The organism is Fluviicola sp., assembly GCF_029266855.1.
Classification (GTDB): domain Bacteria; phylum Bacteroidota; class Bacteroidia; order Flavobacteriales_D; family Crocinitomicaceae; genus Fluviicola.
This window is the reverse complement of record NZ_JAQSWB010000001.1, coordinates 906759-928358: the sequence shown is the minus strand read 5'-3', so window position 1 is coordinate 928358 and position 21600 is coordinate 906759. Positions and strand designations below refer to the sequence as shown.

At 41.9% G+C, this 21600-nt stretch carries 16 protein-coding genes; 8 read left to right on the top strand and 8 right to left on the bottom strand.

All coding sequences use genetic code 11. The annotated features are described in order from the left end of the window. Nucleotides 1–83 precede the first annotated feature (83 nt). Nucleotides 84–1808, top strand: coding sequence for a C2 family cysteine protease (locus tag K0S23_RS04300; RefSeq protein WP_300354760.1), 1725 nt, complete (start codon nucleotides 84–86; stop codon nucleotides 1806–1808). Nucleotides 1809–1884: 76 nt separating this feature from the next. Here the strand turns inward: K0S23_RS04300 and K0S23_RS04295 are convergent, their stop codons facing one another. Then, the gene (locus K0S23_RS04295) at nucleotides 1885–3141 is read right to left on the bottom strand and encodes an OmpA family protein (protein WP_300354757.1); all 1257 of its coding nucleotides are present in this window, start codon (nucleotides 3139–3141) and stop codon (nucleotides 1885–1887) included. A gap of 248 nt (nucleotides 3142–3389) precedes the next feature. On the opposite strand from K0S23_RS04295, the gene K0S23_RS04290 reads away from it, so the two are divergent. Together K0S23_RS04290 and K0S23_RS04285 are read left to right on the top strand one after the other, a co-directional pair. Next, nucleotides 3390–5078, top strand: coding sequence for a tetratricopeptide repeat protein (locus tag K0S23_RS04290; protein ID WP_300354754.1), 1689 nt, complete (start codon nucleotides 3390–3392; stop codon nucleotides 5076–5078). Between the two features lie 92 nt (nucleotides 5079–5170). Further along, nucleotides 5171–6868: a T9SS type A sorting domain-containing protein gene (locus K0S23_RS04285; RefSeq protein WP_300354751.1), complete on the top strand. Its 1698-nt coding sequence runs from the start codon at nucleotides 5171–5173 to the stop codon at nucleotides 6866–6868. A gap of 27 nt (nucleotides 6869–6895) precedes the next feature. On the opposite strand, the gene K0S23_RS04280 is transcribed toward K0S23_RS04285, so the two are convergent. From K0S23_RS04280 to K0S23_RS04260, 5 genes are all read right to left on the bottom strand, one after another. Beyond that, nucleotides 6896–7411 carry a VOC family protein gene (locus tag K0S23_RS04280; RefSeq protein WP_300354748.1) on the bottom strand — a complete coding sequence of 172 codons (516 nt, stop codon included), beginning with the start codon at nucleotides 7409–7411 and terminating at the stop codon, nucleotides 6896–6898. Nucleotides 7412–7434: 23 nt separating this feature from the next. Further along, nucleotides 7435–7797: a DUF2200 domain-containing protein gene (locus K0S23_RS04275; RefSeq protein ID WP_300354745.1), complete on the bottom strand. Its 363-nt coding sequence runs from the start codon at nucleotides 7795–7797 to the stop codon at nucleotides 7435–7437. 72 nt (nucleotides 7798–7869) lie between these two features. Then, nucleotides 7870–9342: a glycosyltransferase family 39 protein gene (locus K0S23_RS04270; RefSeq protein ID WP_300354743.1), complete on the bottom strand. Its 1473-nt coding sequence runs from the start codon at nucleotides 9340–9342 to the stop codon at nucleotides 7870–7872. A 268-nt stretch (nucleotides 9343–9610) separates the two neighbouring features. After that, the gene (locus K0S23_RS04265) at nucleotides 9611–10324 is read right to left on the bottom strand and encodes a hypothetical protein (protein ID WP_300354740.1); all 714 of its coding nucleotides are present in this window, start codon (nucleotides 10322–10324) and stop codon (nucleotides 9611–9613) included. A 183-nt stretch (nucleotides 10325–10507) separates the two neighbouring features. Beyond that, complete coding sequence (locus tag K0S23_RS04260; protein WP_300354737.1) at nucleotides 10508–11416, bottom strand: pentapeptide repeat-containing protein; 909 nt, start codon at nucleotides 11414–11416, stop codon at nucleotides 10508–10510. Between the two features lie 342 nt (nucleotides 11417–11758). Here K0S23_RS04260 and K0S23_RS04255 point away from each other — a divergent pair, with 342 nt between their 5' ends. The 4 genes from K0S23_RS04255 to K0S23_RS04240 all read left to right on the top strand — a co-directional run bounded on the left by K0S23_RS04255 (nucleotide 11759) and on the right by K0S23_RS04240 (nucleotide 15915). Next, nucleotides 11759–12916: an ADP-ribosyltransferase gene (locus tag K0S23_RS04255; RefSeq protein WP_300354734.1), complete on the top strand. Its 1158-nt coding sequence runs from the start codon at nucleotides 11759–11761 to the stop codon at nucleotides 12914–12916. Between the two features lie 74 nt (nucleotides 12917–12990). After that, nucleotides 12991–13512, top strand: coding sequence for a DinB family protein (locus K0S23_RS04250; RefSeq protein WP_300354732.1), 522 nt, complete (start codon nucleotides 12991–12993; stop codon nucleotides 13510–13512). A gap of 103 nt (nucleotides 13513–13615) precedes the next feature. Further along, entirely contained in the window at nucleotides 13616–14761 is a 1146-nt protein-coding gene (locus K0S23_RS04245; RefSeq protein ID WP_300354729.1) for a PHB depolymerase family esterase, read from the top strand. 128 nt (nucleotides 14762–14889) lie between these two features. Continuing rightward, nucleotides 14890–15915, top strand: coding sequence for a PAS domain-containing sensor histidine kinase (locus K0S23_RS04240; RefSeq protein ID WP_300354726.1), 1026 nt, complete (start codon nucleotides 14890–14892; stop codon nucleotides 15913–15915). A 9-nt stretch (nucleotides 15916–15924) separates the two neighbouring features. On the opposite strand, the gene K0S23_RS04235 is transcribed toward K0S23_RS04240, so the two are convergent. Continuing rightward, the gene (locus K0S23_RS04235) at nucleotides 15925–17487 is read right to left on the bottom strand and encodes a WG repeat-containing protein (protein WP_300354723.1); all 1563 of its coding nucleotides are present in this window, start codon (nucleotides 17485–17487) and stop codon (nucleotides 15925–15927) included. Nucleotides 17488–17536: 49 nt separating this feature from the next. Next, nucleotides 17537–19735, bottom strand: a complete 2199-nt coding sequence (locus K0S23_RS04230) for a radical SAM protein (protein ID WP_300354720.1) — start codon at nucleotides 19733–19735, stop codon at nucleotides 17537–17539. A 134-nt stretch (nucleotides 19736–19869) separates the two neighbouring features. Between K0S23_RS04230 and K0S23_RS04225 the strand changes: the two genes are divergently transcribed. Further along, the gene (locus K0S23_RS04225) at nucleotides 19870–21519 is read left to right on the top strand and encodes a tetratricopeptide repeat protein (protein ID WP_300354717.1); all 1650 of its coding nucleotides are present in this window, start codon (nucleotides 19870–19872) and stop codon (nucleotides 21517–21519) included. The last annotated feature ends 81 nt before the right edge of the window (nucleotides 21520–21600 follow it).

The following is a 21600-nucleotide window of genomic DNA, read 5'->3' as shown; positions in this document are numbered from 1 at the left end:
TAATCCTTCTGACAGGTGAAATCGCGCTTGCTTTTTTCCGCAGAATCAGTATATTCGAAACAACTATTCACAATTACCCGTGCATGTATACTCACGTTAATAAGGAACAATCCTCAAACAATGAATCGGAAGACAAGCAGCATAAAGGAAATGCAGGGCATGTTTCTTTTCAGCTCCAGGATAATCGTCCGGATGCAATTGTTCAGAAAAAAATACAGGAAACAGCGAACCAAAGTTCGAAAGCACAAAAGATCGGACAGCTGCAGAAACTGGCAGGTGAAAATGCTGTCGGTAAAAAAGTACGCTTCACTAAGGCTATTCAATCCGTAGAAATAGGAGAGCAGCAAACCGAAGCAGAACAAACGAATGAGGCCCCTGTACAATTACAGCTGAACCAGGGAACAGCTTACCGGGTTAATCACGAAGAGGAGGGAAGATACAAGACCAAAACCGGCCTTGTGAATCAAAAAGCAAGGTCTGGCAGATTCCCGAAGACAGTGCAAGGACAGGTTTACCTGGTAGTTGGATTCAACGTCAATGGGACATACACGCAGCTTCAGCCACTCACTGCACGCGGTGCCAATTTTTTCATCCCAACCGGTAACGATGCGTATTATGACCCGGAACCTGAACTTGATCCGTGGAATACCCGGGACAATACCGAACTGTTTGAGGTAAGTGGGAATGCTTACAATAACCAGGCGCCGGATGCCAAGGATGTTACACAGGGTGAAATGGGAGACTGCTGGCTTATCGCACCGATGATGGCAATGACCATGTCGAATTACTGGAATAGTCACATTGCTTCACTGATCCGGCAGAACGGACAGGATTACGATGTAAAACTGGGAAATACGGTAAATATCAATTCGGGAATGGGAGCACAGACGCAAATGGTTACCATATCCGGCTGGATTCCTGCTGTAGATGTGGGTACAGGACAAAAGGAGTTTTTGTATGCGCAGCAGCAATTGGGTTTACCGGCGAAGATATCGGGTGGAACTCCCACACCGGTGTGGCCATCATTGCTTGAAAAAGCTGCCGCGAAAAGTTACGGAGGTGGCTCCTATCAGGGACTCGATGATAAAGATGCCAATATCGGGTTTCAGCTGCTCGGTCATACCCAGCCTCAAACACTGATCCCACCTGGTGCAGGCACTCAGCCGTATGCGAATATGATCCTGGCAGTAGGGAGCGATGCTGCAGCTACTGCTACCACTAAAAAGGTCACAGCAAGCAGCGAGACCTTATCGACCGATGCGAGTGATGATGCGCTGATGAATGCAGCTTTCCTGGGCTTGATCGAGGATCACGTCTATATTATTCTGCCGGCATCTTCTGTACAGAACCTGGTATTAAAAAATCCGCACGGAAAAAAAGATCCCACTGCACCCATTCCACAGGCTAAGGTCGATGATGTGATTGCGCGAATAGATTACCTTCCCGTTCCGCCAGTGCAGCAGCCCCAGGCTCTTCAGCAGCAAGCTCCTCAGGTTCAGGTTCCACAGCAAAACATGCAAGCTCCGCCACCTCAGGCCCCACCTCAAACTTTACAGGCTCCGCCACAATTGGCAAGCGCTGTTCAGCAGGCGCACCAGCAGATTCAGCTTTTCAACCAGCAGCAACAAGTACAGGCAGTACAGCAAATACAGCTGCAGCCTGATCAGGTCCAGGCGCAATTGCTCCAGCAGCTGCACCAGATTCAACAGCAATTCGCTCAGTTCCAGCAGCAGCAGATTCAGCAAGCAAGTCAATCAGTTCAAAATCCTGCTAAAAGACAAAAGACCGACCCGGATGAAACGTTGTGATTGTGTTACTATAAATAAAAAAGCCCGATCCCTCTATAATTGGGACCGGACTTCTTAGGTTTATAAAAAGCTATGTTTAGCGCACGTCGAATTGTACCCGGCGGTTTTCCGCTCTTGCTTCAACTGTTCTAAGCGGATTTTTAAGCTGGGTTTCCCCTTTGGCTTCCGTTGTAAGCCTGTCGCCGGATATCCCTTGTTCAATGAGGTAAGCTTTTGCAGCATCGGCGCGTTGCTGTGAAAGGGTCATGTTGTATTCTTCCGATGCACGGTCATCCGCATGCCCTGTTATATGCAGCTTGTAAGAAGGATTGTCTTTCATTACTGTTGCAATTCCTTTGAGCATTTGTCTAAAGGATGGAGAGATGTCGGCTTTGTCAGTTGCAAATTTTACTTCACTTTGCTCTATGAGTGCAATGGTTGCATTACTGCTGTTCGGTGAAATATTCCCGGTGCGTTCCGGACAACCTTTCATTGCAGGAGAACCTTTTTCAAACGGACAATCATCCACGTCGTCAGGAATATTATCCCCGTCACTGTCACGTGGTGCCATGGTACGTCCTTTGGTATCGACCATAGCTCCGGCTGGAGTTCCCGGTTCTTCATCGAGCCAATTGGCAACACCGTCTCCGTCATCGTCACGTTGTTGTTGCTCCAATCTCTCCACACGCTGCTTAAGGGATTCTATTTCATAGTTTTTGTCTGGTACAAATACCCAATCGGCGTGCTGTGCTCTGCGCCCAATATAGTATTCCAGCCCCAGAGAAACATTGATTAGGTAACCGTCTACGCCCCGGCCATTGTTAGGAGCCTGCAGGTCATAAGTGTAATCCTGATAAATGTTTCCGATGACCGTTCCGTCCACGTAGAGACTAAAATGTTCGGATAAGCGAATCTGCGGTGTAAGCCCGATGATAGCATGCATGATGTGATCCGGATTAATCAATGCACCGTTCAGGACAGAATAACCTCCTCCCATGTGAAAGAGCAAGCCTATCCGGCGGGTCCAGGACTGAAAATCCATGATATTTCCGAGATTGGCAACTCCTTCCAGTGATGCACGGTAATATTCAGAAGAAAAATACCGGGATCCGGGACCATCTCTGAAGTTGTCATAACCCAAGCCAAGCCGCAATCCGAATTTGGTGTTGATCGCATACCTGAATCCTAATCCTACATGAAAGAGATTGAGTGTGGCGGCATCATAACCGGGACTCGTCGGATAGATCGGATTATTCAATCCGAATTCGGCATTCACTGAAAAATGGTTATAGGTTGTGTCTTGGCTGTAAGCAGTGAATCCGGATAATAACAATAATGTAAATACGTATTTCATATTCCGTGGTTTAATGTATAGCCAATTTTAAGAAATCTGAGCATGTTTTATTTTACACACATGGTGATATTTATTACATATTTTACATATCTTAATTGTTTGATCGATGTCTTGTTATGCTTGAATAAAGACTCTTGTAATTATGCAATTCTTTTCGGAAATCATTCGGATTGGAAAATTTGTCTCAAAACGCAAAGGTCGTCAGTGATTAAGAAAAACATATTGTAGTTTTAAGGCAAAATAAACTGATGCGCCTGATAATACTATGTTGCCTCCTGCCAATGCTTTCCCTGGGGAAACAAAATCCCAAATGGAAGCAGGCAGAACTTTTACAAAAAATCCGCACGGCCAAAAGTGATGCAACTAAAATTCGCTTGTATGAAGATCTGTATGATGTATATATGGATTTTGATCAGAAACGGGCATACCACTGCCTGGATGAAATGTACAAACTGGCAGCACAGACACATTCAAAGAAAGGAATGGCGAAAGCGGAGGGTTTGAAAGGATTGTATTTCTATACGATTCAGAAAGCAGATTCCGCTATGGTTCATTTTCGCAGGGAATTGAATTACCTTTCAACGAAACAAGATGTTGAGAGAGCAAAGGCTTACTGTAATATCGGTTTAATGTTCAACACCATGAACAAAACAGATTCGGCGCTTGTTTACTTCAGCCGTTCATTAAAGATTTGCAGGAAAACTGATTGCGGGAACACTTATTGTGCTGTTTTAAATAACCTGGGAATGACTGTTTATACCCTGGGAAATCCAAAAAAGAGTGAGGCTTACTTTAAAGAAGCATATTCCTGTGCCCTTGAGCAGAAAGAAACCACCGATTTACCGAGGATAATGAACAACCTGATCGTAGCTAATATAAGCACCGGAAAAGGAAATCCGGAAGAGCTTTTCAGAAAGCTGCTGCAAAAAAGTAAGCATCCGGTTTCAAACGACCTGAGGGGTACTGTGTACATGAACCTTGGATCTTACTATTTCCGTAACAACAAGTGGCCCCTTGCCAAAAAGTATTTCCTTCTTTCGGATTCTATTTTCCGGGAAATCGGGCAAAGAAACCCGGAAATCATGCATTGCCTTGGAAACATTGACCAGTATCAAAAAAAATATGGAGAGGCATTACGTCACTTCCAGACTCTTCAGCACGAATTTCCCTATTACGGAAAGTCAGGGAAGCTTTACCGCGATATGGCCCGCACCTATGCTTCAATGAATAAATTGGATAGTGCGGCTTTTTACTATGAACTTGGATTAACAACGGCCGATTCCCTGAAAATGCAAACGGTTTCGGCAGCTTTGGAGGAAACACAGAACAACCTGGAATTTTTGCGCAAGGAAACGGAAATCCGTGAACTGACCCTGCAGCAGAAGATCCGGGAAAGCAACGAACTGCGTGTCCGGATTATTGGAACGGGTATTATTGCAGGTTTAGTGCTTCTTACGGTTATTGCTGTATTGTTTTTCAGGAAAGAACGCGGAAAACGAAGATTGAATGAAGCTCTCGTTGAACGTAAGAACGAACGTATCCGCGAATTCGGTGACAAAGTGGAAAACAGGAATAAAGCGATTGCGGAAATTGAACGGAAATTTGCAGAATACCGCGACAAACAGGATATGCAGGAACAACTCAAGGAGGATGTGATCGATTCCCTGTTCCTGGATGGAGATAAAGAAGTCTTCGGATATTATTTCGAAGATCAGCACAAAGGTTTTTACGAAGCATTGAAAAAGGTTGCGCCTTCCCTGACCAATAATGACTTGCGCCTGTGTTCACTCACACGGATGCGTTTGAGTTTGAAAGAAACCGCTGAAATTTTAAATCTTTCTGTTGATGCGGTCAAATCTGGGCGTTACAGGGTACGTAAAAAGCTGGATTTGGAAGCAGATGAAAACCTTTCTGATTTTCTTAATCAACTGACATAGATCTTTTTAATGGATCTGTCACCTTTTCAATACCTGGTTTTTTGTGAAAGGTTAATGGAACAGGCGATCTTTGACGAAATCAGAAAAATACTATGAAGAAATTATTTTTAGCAGTTTTGCTTTTTAGTCCTGTCGGCGATGTATTCGCTCAGCAACTGGATTTTGCACGCACACAGAATCAGGTCGGAACAGAGGCTTCCATTAAAGTAATCCACGATTATTCGAATCAGCTTGTTTTGACAGGTATTCGGCAAATCATAGCTCCTTCAGGCGGAACAAACGGAGCTTCCAACACTTGGGTAAAGAAATACGATACCAATGGCATGCTGCTGTGGTCGGTTGAAACCAATTATACCGGAACGGTTAACCAGCAAGGTGCTCAGGTAACTGGTGTTTCTGTTGATCATGAGAACAACATTTACCTGACAGGTGTCTTCCTTTCGGAGTCCATTACGCTTGGGGGAGTGAATTACTCTGTGCCGGCCAACGGGAACCTGGATCTCTTTTATGCCAAAATCAATTCGGCGGGTGTTGTGCAGTGGGTAAAAGGAGTAGAAGAATCACACTTTGGCAACAATATTTGCATCGGATCAACGATTTCCGTCACCCCGGATAACCAGCTGATCCTTACAGGAGCTTATTTCAAAGGAATCATTATCGGAAATGATACATTGGCAGGAAACCCGGCTTTAGCAGGAGGTATGTCGCCATATGGTTTTTATGCCAAATTGAATTCCGACGGAACACCTGTTTGGGCCAGACGTTTTTCAAACCTGGTTACGGGAGCGTTCAATTCTCCCAGCGGTATTGGCTCAACGGCTGTTGACGAAGAAGGAAACCTTTTCTTTATGATGGGGCTTGACAGTGCAGTTGTAATGGGGAATGATACCATTTCATCAACGAGTTTAACAACGGTTATCAAAACAGATTCCGCAGGGAATTTTATCCGGGCGATTATTCCGCAGTCAACTTATAACATTGCAAAGGAAATTACGCTCGACAAATGTGGAAATGTCCTTTTTCTGGGAGAATTTATTGATTCCATTCAGCTTGAAAGTACGACCCTTATCGCTGCCTCATCACGAGATGTATTTGTTGCGAAACTGGATAACAACCTGGATTTGCTTTGGATGAAGCAATTTTACAGTTCGGGGGGTGATCTGTCCGGTGGAATTGCCTGTAACGACCGCAATGACGTTTTTTTTAATTTCGAGTTTTGGGGAGAGATAAACTACGCCGGGCCTTATTCTCCTTCACCGCTGGGAACAATGGATGCTCTTTTAATCAAACTTGATGAAGACGGGAATTACATCTGGCATAAATATACAAGCGGTCCCGGGAATACTTCTGTAAGCAATGTTTCCGTTTCTCCTTCAAACAAAATTGCAATGGCTGGGAGATACCAGGGACAGGAACAATTTGATGGGACTACCATCAACAGTACTCCGACCAATTTACCGGATGTCTGGTTTGCTTCATATACAGATAATACTTTAGCTTCCTTACCGGCAGATTGCGAGGGAGACCTGGGATTAAGCATTTTAACCGCAGATGAAGCATTAATCATTTATCCGAATCCTGCCAGTGAAAACATTAAACTTTCCTTTTCGGAAGAGCATCAGAGCGCTTGGGTAATTATCACGGATACTTACGGAAGGATCATGTATTCCGGAGAATATGAGAAAACCCAGCCGATTTCGCTTGCCGGATTCCCCGAAGGGATGTATATTGTTCGGATGCAGTTTGAAAACGGGAAAAGCCGCAACGGAAAATTCGTGGTAAAACTGTAGGCATGCGATTAATCGCATAGTGCATGTTTAAATGACCGGTTTTTTTTCCATTTGTTCAAGGGCGATCCAACCTGCCGGGGTAATTCCCATGATTTCTGTAACAAGCCCCAGGGCTTTGGTTGTGTCGAAGAAAGCCATCCGGGCAACCGGGTGGTCAACCTTACTGATAAGAGCATAACCTTCTTCGGAGAGTTTGCCTGTGATTCGTTCGAAATCACTCACAGGTAAACGAAAGGCAAGATGCTGAGTACCTCCTGCGGGATGTTGTTCCAGGTAATCATGGAACATACTTTGTCCGGAAAGCGGCTGCACCAGTTCAATGAAAGCAGAGCCGTTATAAGTCTGTGTTGTCAGCCATTCTGCGTTTACCACTTCGCCGTAATAGGTCATGTTCAGATCCTGAGCACGGACAAGTTCCGGTGGTGGAAATCCTGGGATCCCTAATGCATTTGAAAGGAATGCTACCGCAGCATGGATATCGGGAACAACCCAGCCAATCTGTGCTAGTTCCAGGTCTTTAGTTATTTTGGTAATATCTTTCATAACTGTGGGTGTTTATTCGCAATTCATCCTCGCAGAATCTTCTCCATTTTCCTCCCCTTGGCAAGTTCATCAACCAACTTGTCCAGGTATCGGGCTTGTTTGGTAAGCGGAGTCTGGATTTCCTCTATCCGGTAGCCGCAGATCATGCCGGTGATTAATTCAGCATTGGGATTCAGTTTTGCTTGTTCAAAGAAGGATTCAAATGTGACTTTCTGATCGATCAGCTTCTGGAGTTTGGCTTCGTCAAAGCCGGTAAGCCATTCGATCACCTGGTGCAATTCCTGTTTCGTCCGGCCTTTCTTTTCAACCTTTGTAACGTAATGCGGATAAACCGAAGCAAAGGTCATCTTTGCAATGCGCGAGTCGTGTTCCGGAGATGTACCCATACCATTCAATTTAAAACAATGAAACTGTAAGTTATAACTTGTCTTTCAAATGTAAGGATTCTTCAGAAATTCTTAATTGGCCTTTTTAAAATCGTAGATCACAAAAAAGTCATCAATGGTAACTTCTTTTTGTAAACGATAGTGTTGATTTAATGAGTCCAGAATGCCATTACCGGGAAAAGAAAAACTTGCTGCTGCATCCAAGTAGATGACCTGCTTTTTCCCTTTGAAATCTGCTTCGGTAATATTGTTTATTCCAATTACCGATTCCTGTCCCATTTTCGAATCAATGAGCTTATAGATGTCGGTTTCGTCTATTGTTGTAAACAAGGTCCGGTCATAATAATACGCAATGTTGAATGAAAAATGATGCGGACAGAATAGCGTAAGACTTTCCTTATCCTGTTTTAGTTCTTTCAGTACCCTGACAACTTCCCGGACATTTCGCTTCGTTGACAAATTGGGTTTACTGGTGATTATAAACAACAAACAGAACAACGCCGGAATTATGTATTTCCAGTTGGTTTTCCGGATCATAAAATCAGCGATCAGTGCCAGGAATAGGCAAAAACCAATGGACACAAACATGAGGTATCTGTCTAAAAATAGGGGAGTCTGGTAAGATATGAGGAACATCCCGATAAACGGAAGTAAAAACCAGGTGACAATGAGTTTACTTTGGAAGGATGCACTTAGTTGATTTTTTCGCTTCAAAAGAATGAATTTAATGAAAGCAGAAACCATTAATATGATTGTAAGAGCTGCTACTACCGGGGCATTCGTAAACTTCCATAGCATATTGTACAGATCAACAAATCCTGTCGGAGGTGTTAACCAGGTGCCGCCGATTCCAGCCGAGGTTGTAACCCGTTCAAGCAAAACTTTAATATTCGGCAGGTATGCCAGGAGAATAAGCAATGATCCTGAGATCCAAAAACGGCTATGTGCTTTTCGGATTTGTTTATTGAAAAGGATACAAATGAATTGTATGAAGAGTACAAAAAAGCCGAAATAATGCGCATAAATAAGGAGAATATTGACAAGCAGGAAAGCTGTTTTAACGAAACGAATTTCTTTGCGCTTACCGTTTACCAGTTCCAGGAAATAATACATGGACATGGCAGTCAGCATTCCCATCAACGAATATACACGCGCTTCGTGGGCATACGTGATCTGGTAGTTGGAAAAAATAAAAAACAGGGATGCATAGAATGCAATCCGGATATTGAAATTTCTCAGCCCGATCCGATAAATGAAAAACACCGTTAAACAACTGAAAATAAGCGAAGGGAAACGAACGGAGAACTCGGATATCCCAAAGCATTTAATCCAATAATGCAAAAACAGTTCAAATAATGGCGGATTGTTTCCGGTAGATAAATAAGAAACAAGCGGAGAAATATTCAATTGTGAAACATATACACTAAATGGTTCGTCTCCTCCAAGTGAATTCCCATCTAAATAAATTCCCTTAAAAATGAAATTCGCCAGTATAAGGAATAAAGGGAGAAGGTACTTCTTTAGGTAGTTGTTTGTTTCTAACAAAATGTGAAGGTTATGTAATTCTTGGGGAATAAAATTAATTAATCAATTTAATTATCCCATACTTTATTTGATCTGGCTGTGCAGAATAGTGATTTGGCAGCTCTGAAAAAGTAGGAATTATGTAAATAGTTTAAGAAAAATTGCAAATCATTTGATAGGCATAATTTTAATTTAGTACTGGTTGAAGGTTGGTAGAGCAGCAGCCGTATTAGGTAGTTTAAGTTTTAGGTTTAGGGTCCCGCAGCGGACCCTTTTTTTTGGAATCTAGTTAGAAAAATAAGCTCTTGTTATCGTATGCCAATTTTGCCAGTTTATATCCTGCAATTGTTTCGACCGTTAAGTTTTCAATCTCGGGTACTTCAAAGAACATGGGGTTTGTCCCGAATTTCTTTTGTTTATTCCGACTGAATGCGCTGCGGTTAAAAATATGAAAGATCGTATCTTCGAAGATCACGAAATGTGGTTCGTCCCGGAGAGTCGTAATAGGATAATTCGTGTTGCTGTATAAACGCTTCTCAACACGGGAAAGACTCATTAGGGAATCGAATTGCTGGTATTCATCATTAAGCACGTAGGTGTAATAACGTTCGATAGCCTCTTCGATGGTTTTGATCGAAAGCAGCGGATTGATGCATTGCGTCTGCATAAAATGCTCTCCGGCTGTTTTTTCAAGTGCACGAGCTGTGATCAGATCGGATGTCGGCATTTCTTCTAGGATTCGTGCATTGGAGTATTCTTCCGAATACATATCGGGATGCGGCAAATCGACAAAGGAAATCCTTGGAGTACCACCGCATGTTTGTCTCACGGTATTGGAATCGGTCGTAATCACAATGTGATTGATAGCTTTAATGGCAAGGAGTTTTTCGACCATCAAGCGGTACAAATGCCTTCCGTCAAATTCTTTAAAATGGGCATCGGGTAATTCTGTGCGGGGAAATTCCCGGACTGTAAGTAATGCAGTGATAGCTGGTTTATTCATGTGAACTAGTGTTTTTAGGGGGCAAGAATAGGGATTTTTCTTGAAAGTCTTGTGATGTCAGCTAATTATTTCATTGATCGCTCAAATACAAAAAAGCCCCGGCGATATATGCCGGGGGCTGTTTTTTTTATTTTACAATCCGGGGAAACGGATGACATCACCGAATAAAAAACACGGTCTCCTTCACAACATTACCAGCTTGATCCCGCTCATATCTGCTTTCCCGTTTTTCAGGAATTCATAAGTCAACCGGTCAGCCTGACAGTCGATAAATTTGATCTGTTTCAAACTCTTGTTTTTGAAGAATGTATTCGTGAGTGTTGCATTCTGGAAGGTCACTCTTTTAAAGGCACAGTTTTCAAAACTGCAATTCTCGATATTTCCTTCGAAAACAAGGTCGGCAAGATACATGGAGTTAAAGGAGCTGCGATTCCAAACAGCATTGCTTAATGTGTTTTTCTCAAAACCACCGGATTTAAATACCACCCCGGTAAGGTCAGTACCGCTAAAGTCGCAACCCAGGACATGGCTTCCCGAAAACTCGGTATCTCCCAGCGAACAGTCGGTGAATTGATCGTTCTGCAGGTGAGAACCTTTGATATGACTGCCGTTCAGATCCGACTCCGAAAAATCACAGCCGTTTATGTTATTGCCGCTGAGAAGGAGCCCTGACAGATCAGAACCGATAAATTTGCAGCGCAGCATATTGGAAGAGCTGAATTTTTCATTCAGGTTTTTCAAACCGGAAAAGTCGGCATCCACCCAGTTCCCGCGCGACATATCCCATTTAAGGGTTTTTCCTGCCTGCACGGTTTCAGTTGTCTGTGCAGAGCCTTGGTCAAAGGAAGCTTCGGAATTTTTAACCGGTTCGGAGGAGGTAGATTCCGGATGTGCTGAAAAATAATTCAGGTCGACCCCAAGGATTTCTCCCAAACGGTTTAAAGTAATAATATCGGGCATGGATTCTCCGCGTTCCCATTTTCCAACTGCCTGTGAACTGATAAAAAGCTGTTCTGCAAGTTGTGCCTGCGAAATGTTTATTTTCTTCCGCGCTTCGGTAATTCTGTTACCAATGATCTTTGTGTTCAACATAGTACTATTTATTAAAATTCGACTCTGCAAAGGTATTTTGACTCCTCCCGGGAATCGATGAAAATAACAATACTTATAGTTGTAATTACGCTACTTTTAGTTGTTTTTATACAATTATTAATGGTTCGTTTGTTTGATTAGTCATTAATTGGGTACCCCATTTGAATATTTAATCTCTTGCAGATTGAAATAAATAGTTAGTTTTGAGTTACACTATTCACAACTATTGTCTTGTACGATCAGATTAATCAAAATGAGCAGAAAAGCAACTTGACTGAGAAGAAACAATCTTCGCAGTACTTTAGTACTTTATTTAGAGACGATCGGCCTGAAGCTATTCAGATGCGAAAAATCCTGGAAAGAGGAAACAATAACTCACAGGCAAATCAGATCACTCAATTACTGGACAGACAAAATTTAAGCTTTTCACATGATCAGTCTCCAAATTCTGCTTTCGGTTCTAAGGGTGTTATTCAACGGATGCCTGGCGACTTTGATCGGATCAATAAAAGAGAAGGCAAAAAAATCCTTGTTTCGTATAAAAAAGGTCCGGAATGGTTGAAGCTAACGGGTGCTTTGACCCAAATAAAATCAACATCTCTTTATATAGGTGACAAGCGATTTGTGAAAAATTGGGTGGAGGATCATGATTTTAAGATTCTAAGTGGTGTGGAGGATTCTTCCGAGGGAGAAGTAGATCATTTCAGGCCAAATGATCAGGAATTATGGACAGAAGAGCCTGATAAGAACAAGTCTCCCGGTTTAGAGAAAAAAAGAGAACTGGTTGAACTGACGCGTAAAGTTGTGAAATTAGCTGAAACGATGCCTGTTGAACTACAGGAGATTATGCCTCACGATGATGTTTTCAATATGACCCCGGAAGGACAATTGGAATTTTGTGTTGATGTAAGTAAAGGATTTGACGTGGGAACATTGGCCAAATGCCTTTATACTTCCTATTTCTATGTTCCAATTAATAAATACCTCAGAAAGACTTTACCTAAAAAAGTAGATAAAACAATTCTTGAGCTGATAGAAAAAACTATTGAGGTACTGGACGAAACAATCAACGAAAGCAGTGTAAAAGAACAAATCAAACTTCAAAGAGTGGAATTGCAGGCTGAATGGATGGGAGAACCGAAAAAAGGTGACGTGTTAAATTTTCCGGGATTCACAAGTACACATGCGGATAGCGGTGGGGTGGAAAACATGGCTACGGATATAAGCGATGGAACATTTGGGAAAGTGACCAAAATGGCGGTACTGATATTTCAGGGAAATACAAAAGTAATGGTGCCGGAAAATGATATTAAGTATTTCCCCAAAGAGAACGAAATAATACTCCCTCGAGGGATGAAAGCAAGTGTAATGGATATAAAAGACGGTAACATGAAAATTCCCGAATCAGATAAATCAATTCCTTATATAGAGTATACATTGAAAATACAAGTACCTGAGGAAATGAAAGAGCTACAAGAGTCTAAGGAAAACTCGGAGTGACATAAGTTAAAAAAAACAAATCATTTTGATTAAAAATTGGAGAGCAGTACCTTATTGTTTATAAACAAAAAGATATGATGTTACAAGCCTTAATAGAAGAATTCGAGCAGGAAGCGGAAAGCACCCGGAAATTGCTGCATGCTGTACCCGCAAAACATATCGGGTATAAACCTTCTCCAACCTCCTGGACAATGGGTGAATTAGCCCAGCATATCGCTACCATTTATTACTGGTATGTCGGGACGCTTACCAAAGATGTATATGATATGGATGCTGATGAAATGGAACGCGGGTCCACGGACGATATTCATGCAACGCGGGATCTCTTTGAAAAAAACGTTGAAAAAGCGAGGCAAGCTCTGAAATCCATAACGGAAGAAGATTTACAGGATCAATGGACCATGAAATCCGGTGGTCGCACCGTGTTAGGACCTTTTCCGAGGGGCACTGTGGTACGCAGTTTTTTATTCAATCATATTTATCATCACCGGGGAGAAATGATCATATACTTGCGCGCAACAGGAAACGAAGTTCCGGGCCTTTACGGACCAACGTATGAGGACGATATGAAAGTAAAGGATATGAATAAAGAATAAGATTGCTTGCTATTTCTAAAAATAGTCGCAATTAATCTGAATATCTGAATATCTGAATATCTGAATATCTGAATATCTATTAAAAAAATCCTAAATTCCCTCTATGATATCTAAGTACTGCTTTTCTGCATTGTTTGTGTGCCTGTTGGGATTTGTACAGGCGCAAACTACCGTTTCGGGTTCTTTTGTTCACGGAGGAATTACCCGGACATATTCGTTTTATGTACCGGCTTCTTATACTCCGGGAAATCCTGTTCCAATGGTGATCGGCTTACACGGATTGAGTTCAAGTGGTGCTGATTTTGCGGAAAACAGGGATTTCAGACCGATAGCAGATACGGCGAATTTTATTATGGTCCATCCGGATGGTTCAACGATGTTCGGAGTGAGATTCTGGAACTATGAAAATATATTGGGGTCGACAGTAGACGATGTAGGATTCCTGGAAGCGCTGATCGATACGATAGCGGCAAGCTATTCTATCAATTCGGCTCGGATTTACTGCACCGGTATGTCAAACGGAAGTTTTATGGCTTATTTGCTGGCTTGCCGAAGTAATCGCTTTGCGGCGATCGGAACGGTTACCGGGTCGATGTCTGTTGATATGTACGATGAATGTGTTCCGGCACAGCCAATTCCGGTTCTTCATATTCACGGCACAGACGATAGTACCAATCCGTATGAAGGAACTTCAACCATGAAAGGAATAGATGAAACAAGTCTTTTTTGGGTGGATCAGAATAATTGTAATCCCGTACCTGCCGTTAGTTCAATTCCGGATATAAACACAAGCGACAATGCCACTGCGACACGCTATGTATATTCCGGTGGAATAAACGGACACACGGTAGAATTGTTTAAGATTAATGGTGGCGGACACAGCTGGCCAGGATGGCCGGTTTCAGGGTCTTCGGGTAATACCTGCATGGACTTTGATGCGACAAAAGAAATCTGGCGTTTTTTCAGTCAGTATGAATTGAATACGCTTGCTTCCCAAACGAATAAAAAAACAGTGGAAGTCAGTTTCTGGCCAAACCCGGCATCAAAAGAAATCACTGTTCAGGCGGCAGATAATTACCTGATTACTGAAATATCGATCAGCGACTTACAGGGACGCTTAATCGAAACAAAAACAGGAAAGAATCTTCAATTCATCCGCCTGGATTATCTGAAAGCAGGAAATTACTTGCTGAAAATTTCAGGTGATAACTTTACGGTCTCCAAAAAACTTGTGATACAAAACTATTGACCCATCAATGCGTGAGCCCCCGGCTCTTGTTAATATGGATTGTGATTTTACGATTCTTATTGTTATTTACCTGGTTTTTACTAAATTGGGATACTAATTAGTAACTATTACTTATTAACGCTACTTCATTGAAAAGATCTATTTTAAACTTAAGTATTCTTGATAGCTTGCTTGAAGGCTTCCAGGTCATCGATTACAATTGGAAATACCTTTATGTAAACAGGACAGTTGCAAGCCAGGGGCAAAGTACTATCGAACACCTGATTGGTAAAACAATGATGGAATGCTATCCGGGAATTGAAAACACGTTTATGTTCAGCCAGCTGAAAAAATGCATGGAGGAACGCGTAACTCTTCAATTTGAGAATGAATTTACTCAAAATGACAATACAAAAGGCTGGTTCGAGTTGCGGATAGAACCCATTCCGGAAGGAGTGTTCATCCTGTCGACAAACATCACCAATCGAAAAAGAGCAGAGGAGGAGCTTCTTCAATTGAAGAACGACCTGGAGAATAAAGTGCAGAAACGGACAGCCGAACTGGAAAAATTGAACAATGAAAAAGATGTGATTCTGAAAGAAATGCATCACCGCGTAAAAAACAACCTGCAGATCATTTCCAGTCTCATTCGCCTGCAGATGGAAGAAGGGGATAATAATTTCAATGGTGTATTAGACAAAACACAATCACGGATTGAAACCATCGCCAGTATTCACGAATCACTTTACAAACACAAGGATCTGGCACTGATCAATGTGGCCAACTACTGGGAAAAGCTCTTCAATGATTGCCTGAATTCTTTGGTGAATGATCCCGATAATTTTAAACTCGAACTGGATATCGATTACCTGGAACTCCCGGTAGATAAAATGATTCCGCTTGGATTACTGATCAACGAATGGATCACGAATTCGATCCTGCATGGATTTAAAGGGAGAAATCAGGGATCGATCTATCTTTCCCTTCGCTTGAAGGATGGTAAGTATTTATTGACATACAAGGATGATGGGGCAGGATTTTCGGAAAATTCCGGAGCAGACGGCGAACATCATTTCGGACATTTTTTAATTGATGGCTTTGCCGAACAATTGAACGGTGCGGTTCAAAGTAAGAAGAGCGGCAACGGCGTTTGCTTCGAACTGGAATTTGAGTAAATAAAAGGCTTATTTAACAGGCGCAGGCTTATTCCCATATAAGTCATAACGCATGCCTGGTGTTTTAATAAATCCATACTCGAGATCAAATTCTCCGATATTTAATTCACTGGTTTCATAGTAAACCCTTCCATCCAGGTTCATGATTTTAGTATGCCCTTCTTTTTTGCAGATAATTCCGCTGGAGGTCGTTTCAATGGATTCGTATTCAATGGGAATAAGTATTTTTTCTTTGGTATTGATGATTCCTTGCTTGGCGCCTTCCGTAATGACAAATACATCTCCGCGTTTGATATCCGTTTCAAAAGAGAAAGATCCAAAATGATCCAGTCCTTCATATTTAATGGGAAGGATGACTTTTCCCAGGCTGTCAACGACCCCGTATTTTCCGTCCTTCTTCACTATTAGAAACGGACTATCCCAGGTAGCGCTCAGTTCTTCGTATATTGGTTCGATCAACAATTTCCCACTTTTACCAGCCCAGCCGTGTAAATAACCGCTATTTGTTTTGATGTGTACATCCCTTCCATATTGGTAAACGATTCGCGAAACACTGTATTTGCCAGGGGAAAGTACAAATTGTTTTAAGCGGAGATCATAGATTCCGGAAGTAGTTCTGGAAGAATTTGGTTTCTCTCGCTGATTAAACTGGATTAAAAAATTGGAATCATTGTTTCCATATTTGTAGTACTCTGAATAAATGGTGTCGAGAATAAACTTTCCATTTAGGTCTGTCATTCCAACAACCAAGTCTTTGTTTGATCTACCTTTACTTACAATATAGAAACCATCGTAATCTCCAACTATTCCGGTGTAAATGCAAGGGATTATTTCTTTGCCCTTTAGATCAATCACTCCGCGATTATTGGGTTTTCCTTTAACACGGATATTTGTTTCGAAATAGGTTTTCTTGAAATTAAGTTGCTCGAACTCGAAAGGAATAGTCACGCGATTATCTTCAGAAATGATTCCCGCTTTACCGTCTTTCTTTGCGTAGTAGAAGAATTCAGAAGTTGCATTGCTTCCAATAGGACTTAGACTTTCATATTCTAGAGGAATAACAAGGATTCCTTTTTTATTGATAACACCGTATTTATTGTTTTTTTTGACAACGAACAGATGATCGGCAGAATAGATTGTTACTTCTTGATAAATGGCTTGAACAAGCGTATCACCGTCATAAATGAGTCCTCTTCCTTCAGTGGTGTTAAATCCTTGGAATTTTTCACTTTTCCAGTCATTCGGGCCGGGATCTAGTCCGTGGAAAGCATCGGGATGACCCATTTCCGGAATGTTTTGTTCGATCCGTAGCTTCTCACCCGGGCTTTCTATCTCTTTGCCGTTAACGTCAATAAAAGTCCATTTGGTTCCTTTGAGAACCTTTGCGGCTATAATACTTTTTTTTCCAACGCTTATCTGGTAAAACCGGCCAACAAGTTTATACCCCCGATTGGTAATAAATGCTTTGAATTTTGAGTCTCCTACATGTCCGAATTCGTCGTATTTGAAAGGTTGTGCATGAACACTCAAAAAGGATAAGGTGGCGATGACGCAAAAAACGAGGCGATTCATGAATGATTTTTTTACAAATATATAGCTTTTAGCATTTTATGTTCTCCGATTATAACGCCAACAACCCCGCTTCCTTCAACGGAACAAGTTGTTTTCCATACCAGAAAGGTTCAAAATCTTCTCCTTCGTTATCTTGTTCGTAATCGGATTTGATCTCATGGAAAAGACTTCTTTTGTTTTCGGATACGGAAATTTCTTTCAATAGTTTACCAAGCCAGATGCCTTGAGATTTGCTTACCTGGATTGAGAAAAGATCTTTTCGGGTGTGGAAAGTCAATTCTGCCATTTCCCATTGATTTCCTTTTTTCGCTTTGGTATAGAAACGGATGGAAGGTTGAGTCCCAAGCCATAAGATCCTGGAGCTTGGTTTGATAAAAACAGTTTCGTTTTCTTCGATAGCTTGCTCAATAAAATCGGAAGCAACGGAGGTGCGCGGTACTTTGAAGTCAAACCAGCTTTGCAAAGGAAGATCAAACCCAATTCCGTGCATGAAGTTATACAATGATTTTTTGAGTCCGAAGCTGAATTGTTCGTGGTCGATGCCGGTTTTATCCTGGTGGATAAGGTCGTTATTTGCAAAGGTTCCGGTCCCGGTTTCACGAATGACATTGAAACGTTCGGGCTCCAAACCAACCGGGCTATGTGCAGTCATCGCAAACTGGTGCCAGAATCCGGATTGTAAAACTCCGGTTTCGAATAGCTGGCGTACCATTTCAAGCGAGTCAATTGTTTCAAGGACTGTTTGGGTAGGAAATCCATACATCAGATAGGCATGAACCATAATTCCCGTTTCGGTGAAATTACGTGTCACTTTGGCAACCTGTGAAACGGTTACTCCTTTGTCTATCAATGCAAGCAGGCGGTCCGAAGCAACTTCAAGTCCCCCGGAAACAGCAATGCATCCGGAAGCTTTCAGCAGGATACACAGATCGCGGGTAAAACTCTTTTCAAAACGGATATTGGTCCACCAGCTCACTACCAGTTTCCTGCGAATTATTTCCAATGCCAGTTCGCGCATCAAAGCCGGAGGTGCTGCTTCATCTACAAAGTGAAATCCATTTTGCCCGGTTTGAAGAACTAACTCTTCCATTCTGTCGCATAGGATTTTCGCTGTTGCTGGTTCATAGATCCGGATGTAATCCAGTGAAATATCACAGAAAGTACATTTCCCCCAATAGCAGCCATGTGCCATGGTGAGTTTATTCCAGCGACCGTCGCTCCACATGCGGTGCATCGGGTTGACTACTTCAATAACGGAAATGTATTGATCGAGCAGTAAATCACTGTAATCCGGTGTACCCAGATCGCGTTGTTTATAGTCGGGCGTTTTGGAATTGTTGATGTAGACAACCCGTTCATTTACTAATGCAAAGGTGCGTTTGAGATCGTGAATATCTCTTTTACCGGAAAGATGTTCGATCAGGTTTTCTATTGGTGTTTCTCCGTCGTCGAGTGTAATGAAATCAAAAAATTCAAAAACGCGAGTGTCTGAAAGTGATCGCAGCTCCGTATTTGGAAAACCACCTCCCATGGCAGTTTTAATATGCGGGAAGTGTTGTTTGATGTATTGTGCAGATCGGAAAGCAGCATAGAGATTTCCTGGAAAAGGAACAGAAAATGCGATGAGTTCAGGCTCGGTATCCCGGAGTCTTTGTTCAAGTATTTCAAGTAAGATCCGATCAGTATAGGTGGCTTCCTGTTGAAGGGAATCATACAATTCATCGAAACTGAGTGCTGATCTTCCCAGGCGTTCTGCATAACGGCTGAACCCGAAATGCGGATCAATTGTTTCAACGATCAGGTCGGCAATATCTTCGAGATAAAGTGTTGCAAGGTGTTTCGCTTTGTCTTGTGTGCCCATGATCCCGAATGCCCAATCGAGTTCGTCCAGCTGGTTAAAACGCGAGGCTTCGGGTAAAAATTCATCCTGACAAATAAGATGTGCCAGGCTCGGGTTTTTGCCTTGCAGAAAAAGAATAACCGAATCAATGGTTTGAATGTAATCGGATTGGAGACGAATGATCCGCTCTGCGTTTGGACTCAGAAGAATGTCTTTTGATTCGATTTCTGCAAAAAGAGTCTTTAATCCTGCCTCCGAAAAGATCTTCAGGATCACTTCAATACCTAAATCTGCCTGGACAGCTGAGATGTTCTTTGTGTTTAGAAACCCTTTCAGGTAAGCCGTTGCCGGATACGGAGTGTTTAGCTGCGTAAATGGGGGAGTGACTAACAGGAGCTGATTTTTCAAAACAAGACTTTAAGTAAATGTGCTAACAAAAGTATCGCTATTTTTTGGAATGGACTAACGATTGAAATGGTGTCTTCAAACAGATAAAATGTATATTTGACTGTATTGACGGAATTATTTCCGGCTTGAAAACAATGAGAAGTATAAAATACAGGGCGGTTTGTTTATGCATGTTATTTGGTCTTGGGGCATTTGGCCAGACCGAAGAGCAGGTGGCCCGGATGCACCTGGGAACTTCCGTTGATCAGCTGGTGAAGAATACAGACTCCGCATTGGTTGAAGCACTGAAAGCAAAACAGAAGTTACCGGCTATTGCTTCGATCGGTCTGAAAATTGAGATTCTCCAAAACCTGGGAGACAATTATAAGGTGAAAGGTGATTTTGCAAGTTCCATGAAGTATTATTTCCAGGCGAAGACGATGGTTGATAATGCTGTTTCCAAAAATCCGGGGAATCTTAGTTTGAACTTATTGAAAGCAGACGCAAGGATCAAAATGGGAACTTTATACCTGCAGCTTAAAAATTACAGGAAAAGTATATACTACCAGGAAGAAGCTTTATCCATTTTGGAAAAAGCAGATAAAAGAACCCCAAAACTGGAATTGGTCAAACGGAAGCTGAAAGTATATAATAATTTAGCGGCCGTTTTTATCAGTCAAAGTGATTTCGAAATGGCGCTGGTATACTTCAGGAATGCGCTTGAACTGAATAAGATCATACAAGATCCGGATTACGAAAGTTCACTGCTGAATAATATTGGAATTTGTCACCTGGAGCAAAACGAACTGGATCTTGCGAGTCATTATTTTCAAAAATCCTTCAAAATAAGAAAACAGCAGGGAGACGAGCAGGGACAGGCACAGGTACTCAATAATTTGGGGAAAAATGAAGTGTTCCGGGGTGATTTCCATAAAGCGTTGGAATACTTTACAAAAGGCCTTGAGCTCAGTAGAAAAACCGGCAACAAGGCATCTACTCTAATTTCATTGGAGTCGCTTTCATCCGTTAATGATACCCTGGGGAATTACAAAGAGGCCCTGAATTTTCATAAAGAATTTAAAACGTTAAACGACCAGGTTTTTAACCTGGAAAGCAAAACAGCGATCGCCTCACTGGAAGAATCTCATCAGCGGGAACATGATAAAAAAGCTTACGAGTTGAAGTTGAAACAGAATGAGTCAGATAAACTTCGGAATCTGGTGCTACTTGCCGTACTTCTTCTGGTGCTTGCAATCGCAATTTTCTTCATCATTATCATGCGGAGCAGGATTAAAACGGCAAAGCTGCAGCAGGAAAAACTTACTCTTGAACGGGAAAACCTGAATCTGGCACACAAGACCCTGGAAGAGGACCTGGAATTCAAAGAGCGTGAATTAACTGCAAAAGCGCTTTTTTTGTTGAAGAATACAGAACTTTTGGACCGCGTTACGGAGAACTTGCAAAAAGCGAAACATGCACTTACGAAGGAAAATCAGCAGGTGATACAAGAAATTATTGCAGATCTTCAGTCCGGACAACGAAACAATGGCTGGGATGAATTTGAAGTTCATTTTACACGTGTACATTCGCGTTTTTATCAATCGCTCCAGGATAAATTTCCAACACTGACTTCCAACGAAAAGAAATTGTGTGCCTTTCTTAGATTGAATCTGTCAACCAAAGATATTTCGGCGATCACCAATCAATCCGTTAACAGCATTACTGTTGCCAGAACCCGCTTAAGAAAAAAACTGGGTATCGATGGAGAAGATGTTCACCTGATTAACTTCTTGATGAGCTTGTAATTGTTCAGGAACTTCCTTGAATATTTTAATTAGCACACATCTTAATGAATTGATAATTAACAACTTACAATCACCTGTATT